The sequence below is a fragment of the Yinghuangia sp. YIM S10712 genome (assembly GCF_051388935.1).
Taxonomy (GTDB): Bacteria; Actinomycetota; Actinomycetes; order Streptomycetales; family Streptomycetaceae; genus Yinghuangia.
This window is the reverse complement of sequence record NZ_JBPKBI010000030.1, coordinates 1-6,558: the sequence shown is the minus strand read 5'-3', so window position 1 is coordinate 6,558 and position 6,558 is coordinate 1. Positions and strand designations below refer to the sequence as shown.

The following is a 6,558-nucleotide window of genomic DNA, read 5'->3' as shown; positions in this document are numbered from 1 at the left end:
CCCCCCCCCCCCACAGCCATGCTGCGTCGGCAGGGTCGAATCTCAGTTGAGCTTCATCGTCTTCCCGAGGCCCCGCGCTTGCTTCGCCTCGTGAACTTTGTAGACCTGCGGCGGCACCGGGCTGCGCAGGGCCTCAGGGTGGTTGACCGGACCCGGCGAGGGCCCGCGGGGGCCGGGGCTCTTGGGGGCTGCAGCGACGTTGGTCACCGGGGTGAAACCCGCAGTGGCTGCGATCACGCTGCGGGTCTCGGTTGACCCCGCCGTCCGGGCTTCTTCCTTCTGCGCGGGTGCCGCTGCCGGTGCGCCCGGCGGCAACACCGGTTTCTTGTCCCATAGTTCGGGGATTCCGTGGGCGTCGCGGGTGTGCGGCCGTCCGTGCCAATCCTGCAGTTTCGCACCGGGCCCGGGCGCGAACTCGCTTACCGCGACCTGCAGGCGGTCGTAGACGCGATGGCTGAAGCTGTCCGCATGGGGCCCGTTGACGATCGCGTCCGCGACCATGATGGGCACGAACTCGCCGAAGTCGGTGGCCGCGTATTCCCCCCATACGCCCACGACGTCCGCGCGCGATACTTGGTCCGGAGGCTTGCCCACGCGTCGGCCGACCTCGGCCATCGCCTCGTCGCGCAGCGACAGCGGATGGCCCGGGACCACGTCCGCCTCGCGCCACTCGGGGTGCGCCCGAGCCTTGTCCACGGAATGGATGTACTCGTGCACCCCGGCCGGCGTCGGCAGGCTGGCGCCCAAGCCCAAGAGCAGCCCACTGCGCTCGGACGCCCGTTCCCCGCTGTAAATCTCCCGCTGTTTGCCCGGGTCCGCGGACAGGTACACGTCGGAGTCCACGCGGATCTCCGACCGCGCATACACAAACGTCGGGGGAAGCTCCATGTCAGGTTGGACCGTGCCGAGACCCGACCACGTCTGCGCAGTCACCTGAGAGGTTCCTTCGACGCCCTCCAGGGACTGCCCGCTCAGCGGTGCGGCTTCCACCAAAGCCACCGGCGCGTCGGGAAAGTGCTCGGCCGCCAACAGGACCCCGTCGGCGAAATGCCGCACCCGTTCGAGATCGACATCGCCGCCGAAAGCCACCTCGACCGTGTGGGGATACACGCCCTTGAGCCCGGGCTGCGCCGCCTCCAGCCCCCGCGCCAGCGCCGACTCGACCTCGGTGATGCCGACCGCCGCGGCGAGCCACGGATTACGCACCGGGAACAGATCCACCGGCACGCCCGCACGCCAGATGAGGTGGCGGAGGACTTGCTGGGAGCGGTCGACACCCCACGGCCAATACCGCTCCGAACGCTCACGCGCCGGGGCATCCACCGGCGCACCTGCACCCCCGGTGAAGCGGCGTAAGGCCTGCCGGAAGCGGCCAAGGCCCCGCGGCCGAGACCCCTCCGAGACCTCACGTGCCATCGCTATGCCAGACCACGCGCTGCAAGACGGACCCCTCCGCGACGACTCTCCAGCCGGCGGCCGGCATCCGCACCGCCCGAAACGCGGGCGTACGGCCGTCGCCCCCGAGCCAGCCCACACCGACCCACGACACACCTGCCTTGCAGGCCAACCATTAGCAGACCTTGCAAGGCAGGCAATCCTGCCGCACGCGCATTCTGTTCACGGCGCCGCCGCGTGCCTTGCGTCAGGTCTGCGGAAACCGGATGGCGCCGGCCTCATCGCGGCCGGACTCGCGTGCGGATTCGGCGTGTCACCCTCGTGTCCGGATACTGGAACGGATCCAGCGATCGCCTCTCGGGCTCCGTCCGTCGCTCAGCGCCGGGTGTCCCCTGGGGCGAGCGGGCTGGTCAGTTTAGAGATCACCTCGCACTCGCGCAGGTCCGCAGCCTACGGAGGCACATACGCGGGAGCACTGATCGAAGCGGTCCAGGCTCGCGTGGAAGCTCGGTTACGCCTGCGGCAGAAGCGGAGAGGCCATCTGATGGACCGTCAACCCGCGGCGGCCGTACCGCTCGCCGTCCCCGCGCCGCGCGGCCGCGTCGTGCCCCTCACCGCGGCGCCTGCCACCTACGCCGCGGCCGTCGACCGCTACCGCGCCGCCTCCGGGATCACCCCGAGCTCCGCGCGCGTCTACCGGATATCCCTGCCACCGCCTGCCGCAGCCGCTACCGACGACGACAAACCACCAGCTGAGGACGCGATTTCCCACTGGAGTACTAGAGGGCGTCTCGATTGGTTTGTGGCGCCGTTGAATGTCGGTGGTCGTGAGCTGGGGCGCGTTGCATGATCAGGTCATGACGGATCCTGCCGCATTCGGGGACGATTCCAACTGGCTCGGCGGCTACTACGAACTGGCCATCGAGATACGGCCGGGCGATGACGCCCACTTGGGGGATGTCCTGCGTGGCCTATGGTCGGCAGCGGACGTGCGCGGATGTTTCCGGCACCGAGACCGCGAACCCGAGGCCCAGGAGGCCGTGCCCTGCACGGCCGCCTCCTTGATCGAGTTCGGCTACCTACACGGCCGGGTTCGCCTGCCGACGGGGCAACTCGTCGTATGTGTCTGTATGGCGATCCGCGGCGGGGACGAGGGCAGCGACTGGCTCGATCTCTGCGTGCCCGCAGGCGCACTGGACAACGCCGCCGTCGTCTACGGGAATGACCGGCCGTGCTTCACGTCTGCCGTCCTGGACGACTGGTTTGCGGACATTGGCACCGAGGCCTTCGCGCGTGCGCCCTTCCTGCTGGGGGTCATCGGCTGGGAGGTCTCCGGGTGCGCGGACGCGTCCAGCCTGGCAGGGCAGCTGCCGCAGGCGCGGAACATCGGATACCTCGTTCCACGAGGCGAGGTTCTGCACTACGGCGCCGCCAACACCTGACTCGCTGCCTTCCTCGCCACGCAGCGGAAGGCAATGCCTGCGCAGGCGATGGCGGCGAAGGCGAGGAAGCGGTCGGCCTTACGTTCGTAGCGGCGGGCCAGGTGGCGATAGTTGCCGAGCCAGGCGATGGTGCGTTCGGCGACCCAGCGGTTCCGGCCGAGGCGTTCGCTGCTGTCGACCCCGCGTCGGGCGATGCGTGCGGTGATCTGCCGCCCGCGCAGGAAACGGCGGGTGAACCGGTGGTCGTACGCCTTGTCACCGTGCAGTTTGCCAGGCCGGCGCCTTCGCGGCCCGCGCAGTGACCGGGTCGGCGCGATGTCGTCCACGAGCGGGACCAGGGCCTGGCTGTCGTGGGTGTTCGTACCCGAGATCCCGACCGAGAGCGGGACGCCGTTCCGGTCGACGATCAGGTGGATCTTCGAGCCCTTCTTGCCACGGTCGGTCGGATTCGGTCCGGTCAGATCTCCCCTTTGACCGCCCGCACGCTGACCGAGTCGATCGCGCACGCGACCAGTCCAGGTCTCCCTCCGTCCCGAGGCGGTCCAGCAGTACGCGCAGGAGCTTGGCCCCCACTCGAGCGGCGGTCCACTCGGAGAACCGGCGATGCGCGGTCTGCCACGACACTCCCAACGTGGGACGCAAACTGCCGCCAGGCGCACCCCGACGACGCCACGAACACGATCGCCGCCAACACCTCACGGTCACCCACGCGACGCCTCCCACCCCCTGCGGACGGACCTGCGAGGGCGGCACCACGCCCTGGAAGACCTCCCAAAGCCCGTCGGGCACAAGACGCTTGATCATGCAGTCCACGGATGGGTCACGACCGATCACCAATCAAGACACCGCCTTACTCCCCCAAGGCGTTGCGGAAGCACCGGCGCCGCGCATTGTCGACGTCGGGAATGAACTCGATGTCGTCGCAGGCCAAGACGGCTCCCGGCATGGCGTTGCGCGCGGACCAACTCGACGCTGAACCTTACGAGTTGTGCACGCCGGGCGGTGTTGTCGACCTGTACACCGGGCTTATCAGCGCGGCTGACCCGATGCGGCACCGCCATTCCCGGTCTTCGCAGGTCGCCCCGCAGACCATGCCGACCCCGCACTGGGACCGATTCCTCACCGACATGTTCGGCGAAGGCGACGACGGACACGAAGTAATCTCCTTCGCCCACCAGTTGCTGGGCTACTCGATCACCGGGGACGTCGGCACACAGGTGATGTGCTTTTTGTACGGCACTGGCAAGAACGGCAAGTCTGTCCTCCTCGACGTCATGATCAAACTCATGGGCGACTACGCGGACGCTGCGCCCCCGGGTTCCTCATTGCCAAGACCTTCGACAGCCACCCCACCGACCTGCCGAGCTTCACGGCCGACGCATCATCGTGTGCTCCGAACTCAACCCGAAGGACCGGTTCGACGAGGCGCGCGTCAAGCTGCTCACCGGCGGCGACAAGCTCAAGGCCCCCCGGATGCGGCAGGACTTCTTCAGCTTCGTCCCCACCCACAATCAGCGATCCGCGACAGACAGGGCGGCTGCTTGGCTGTAAACGACGACAAATTCGCTGGCCCGGGCACATCTCGGTCCGCAAAATCAGCGGCATGCCACGTTTCCTGTGCGACCGTTGCCGACGCCCGCTCACCGCGCCGGTCGTCAAGATCAAAGTGCCGCCGCCCGTACCAGGATCGCAGACGCCTGGTGTCCGGACACGGTCGGCGCGGCTGCCTCGCGGCAGCTATGCCCCAAGCTTTCGGCTAACAGAGTCCGATATCGACGTGCCCGGCTTCATCGTCCACCCCGATGACGTTCAGGGCACTGATCAGCACCCCGACCCCACGCGATCGAGCGGCTGCTGCCAGGGCCCCGCCGGCGGTGACGGTTTGAACCTCGTTTGCTCGGGGTGCGGTGCCGAGGTCGCCACTGTGCAGGCTGACTGCTACACCCAGAACCAGGTGGTGCTGGAGCCCGCCGCAGTCTGCCTTTCCTTCGAAAACGACTGATCCACGGCACCGCGCAGCTGAACCCGACGATTTTCGGGGGCGGGCGGTGTCCGCGTAGGGAATCACGTGCTCAGTCCACGCGACGCGATCCCCCACGACGGCTCCGGCAACTCCCGCAGCACAGCCACCAGATGCTCCACCACCGAACGCGCCGACGGGTGATACCGCGTCATCTGCGGCGCCAAGCGTCCGCCGCCAACTCCCTCAGCTCCGCCCGCGCCTGATCTTGAACAGAAGGTCGGGAGAAGAGGGTGATCCGTCGACGCGACCAGGCGGACCGTGATTACGCCACCTTGTAGCCGATCTCCGCGCGCCAGGCTTGGTTGAGCCGGCTGTCCTACCGGGTGAGCTTGGCGCGCAGTTGCATGGCCTCGTCTGCGTTGCCGCGCCACATGCGCCAGACGATGGCCATGTAGTGCCTGCGCATCGCGGCGATGCCGTCGATTCGGAATGCCTCTTCCAACGCATCCAGCACGGGGTCGCGGTAACGCGGCGGAGCCGTGGTGGCCACCCCCGGTACTTTTCTGTGCCCCGTGTTCGACATCGTGATCCCTTCTCGGAGGAGCCCGTCCGAGGTCACCGACAACTCCGCAAAGGGGGTCCATCGGACCGCACCGGTGGAGTCTGCCGTTCCGATCTCGGTCGCACGCTCGATGCCCGTGCCGGAACAGCGCGATCTCCAGACCGTGCCACCGTGTTCGCGTACGGCCGATGCGAAGCCGCATTGCGGGCCCAGAATCCAGTCCGTGTGCCACCCGCCCTGGCGGAGACGGGCGTTCTGAAGCTCCCACTCTGCGGGATTGTGGCCGCTGAGGCGGACGGCGAGGACGACTCGCAGCGCGGGAACGAAGATGTCGGCACCTGTGGCGGCCGGGTCGCCATAGCGCGTATCGCTGACGAATCCCAGGCCGGAGAGCCAGTGCACCAACGCGTGGCGTACGTACAGGTGGTCCGCGCTGTGCTCGTCGATGTGGATACGCGAGCAGGGGCGCCGGCGTCCGTTCACGTCCGGATGGTGCATGAAGTGCGCGACCCTGTCCCCGGGTATCCGGGCCGACAACTGCGCGCCGCACCCGCCGAGAAGCTCCCCACACCAGAAGGTGTGGTGCCCATGCCGCCGCCGGAACCGCAAGGCGGAGTCGCGTCCTTGGGGCAGCAGCGCGGGCTCGTCCGATCCCGCGCTGCCGAAGATTGCGGTTTGGACCTTGCGGTTGTCCGAACTGTCGAAAGTGCTACGACTCATCGTTGCCCACCCACATCGACACAGAAGCGCAGGCTCAGGAATCGGGCCCGGGACCCGCCGGTCGTGACCTCGACCGACGCGGCGGACAGGGTCGCCGCGACCGCGGCTTCGAGTGCCGCGCGGAGCGCGAAGGCGGCCCCTCGGAAGCGCAGGGCAGCAGCCGTGCTTGAAGCATCGTCGTGGGTCAACTGCTCCGCGGTCGCGAGCCACTGCTTCACAACAGGGTTTACGGTGCCACCTCGGGCTTGCGGACGATCTCGGCGATGCGCGCGATATCTGCGACGAACTGCTGCGGGAGCGGCACGACCGCCGCGTGCCCATGCGCGCCCTCCTGGCAGCGCTTCAGGTAGTCGATGGCGTCGGCCCCGCAGCGGCGACGCAGCTCGCCGTAGACCTCACCGGTACGTGTCGAGTCTCCGAACAGCCCCAAGGCGGCAAGCTCCATCAGGGCCGTGCACCGCTCGACGGCCGCTGCG

Annotated in this window: 7 protein-coding genes and 2 pseudogenes; 4 read left to right on the top strand and 5 right to left on the bottom strand. The window is 68.3% G+C overall.

Annotated elements, in window-relative coordinates; genetic code table 11:
* Positions 1 to 42 precede the first annotated feature (42 nt).
* Positions 43 to 1,323, bottom strand: coding sequence for a hypothetical protein (locus ACRX5W_RS31070; RefSeq protein WP_436791723.1), 1,281 nt, complete (start codon positions 1,321 to 1,323; stop codon positions 43 to 45).
* A gap of 616 nt (positions 1,324 to 1,939) precedes the next feature.
* Between ACRX5W_RS31070 and ACRX5W_RS31065 the strand changes: the two genes are divergently transcribed.
* Both ACRX5W_RS31065 and ACRX5W_RS31060 read left to right on the top strand, forming a co-directional pair.
* Complete coding sequence (locus ACRX5W_RS31065; protein WP_436791722.1) at positions 1,940 to 2,245, top strand: hypothetical protein; 306 nt, start codon at positions 1,940 to 1,942, stop codon at positions 2,243 to 2,245.
* 7 nt (positions 2,246 to 2,252) lie between these two features.
* A complete protein-coding gene (locus ACRX5W_RS31060) occupies positions 2,253 to 2,837 on the top strand; it encodes a hypothetical protein (RefSeq protein WP_436791721.1) in 585 nt (194 codons plus the stop codon).
* On the opposite strand, the pseudogene ACRX5W_RS31055 reads toward ACRX5W_RS31060, so the two are convergent.
* Positions 2,816 to 3,641, bottom strand: a pseudogene (locus tag ACRX5W_RS31055) (IS5 family transposase). The gene ACRX5W_RS31060 and the pseudogene ACRX5W_RS31055 sit on opposite strands and share 22 nt — an antisense overlap.
* Before the next feature lie 47 nt (positions 3,642 to 3,688).
* On the opposite strand from ACRX5W_RS31055, the pseudogene ACRX5W_RS31050 reads away from it, so the two are divergent.
* Positions 3,689 to 4,346 (top strand): annotated as a pseudogene (locus ACRX5W_RS31050) (phage/plasmid primase, P4 family); the annotation flags it as partial.
* A 94-nt stretch (positions 4,347 to 4,440) separates the two neighbouring features.
* The gene (locus ACRX5W_RS31045; protein WP_436791720.1) at positions 4,441 to 4,839 is read left to right on the top strand and encodes a hypothetical protein; all 399 of its coding nucleotides are present in this window, start codon (positions 4,441 to 4,443) and stop codon (positions 4,837 to 4,839) included.
* Between the two features lie 337 nt (positions 4,840 to 5,176).
* Here ACRX5W_RS31045 and ACRX5W_RS31040 read toward each other — a convergent pair whose 3' ends face one another.
* The 3 genes from ACRX5W_RS31040 to ACRX5W_RS31030 all read right to left on the bottom strand — a co-directional run.
* Positions 5,177 to 6,082 (bottom strand): hypothetical protein, encoded by a 906-nt coding sequence (locus ACRX5W_RS31040; protein ID WP_436791719.1) that lies wholly within the window; start codon positions 6,080 to 6,082, stop codon positions 5,177 to 5,179.
* Positions 6,079 to 6,300, bottom strand: coding sequence for a hypothetical protein (locus ACRX5W_RS31035; protein ID WP_436791718.1), 222 nt, complete (start codon positions 6,298 to 6,300; stop codon positions 6,079 to 6,081). Before ACRX5W_RS31035 ends, ACRX5W_RS31040 begins: the two co-directional genes overlap by 4 nt.
* Positions 6,301 to 6,308: 8 nt before the next feature.
* The coding region (locus ACRX5W_RS31030) for a hypothetical protein (RefSeq protein WP_436791717.1) at positions 6,309 to 6,558 on the bottom strand (250 nt) is incomplete at its 5' end.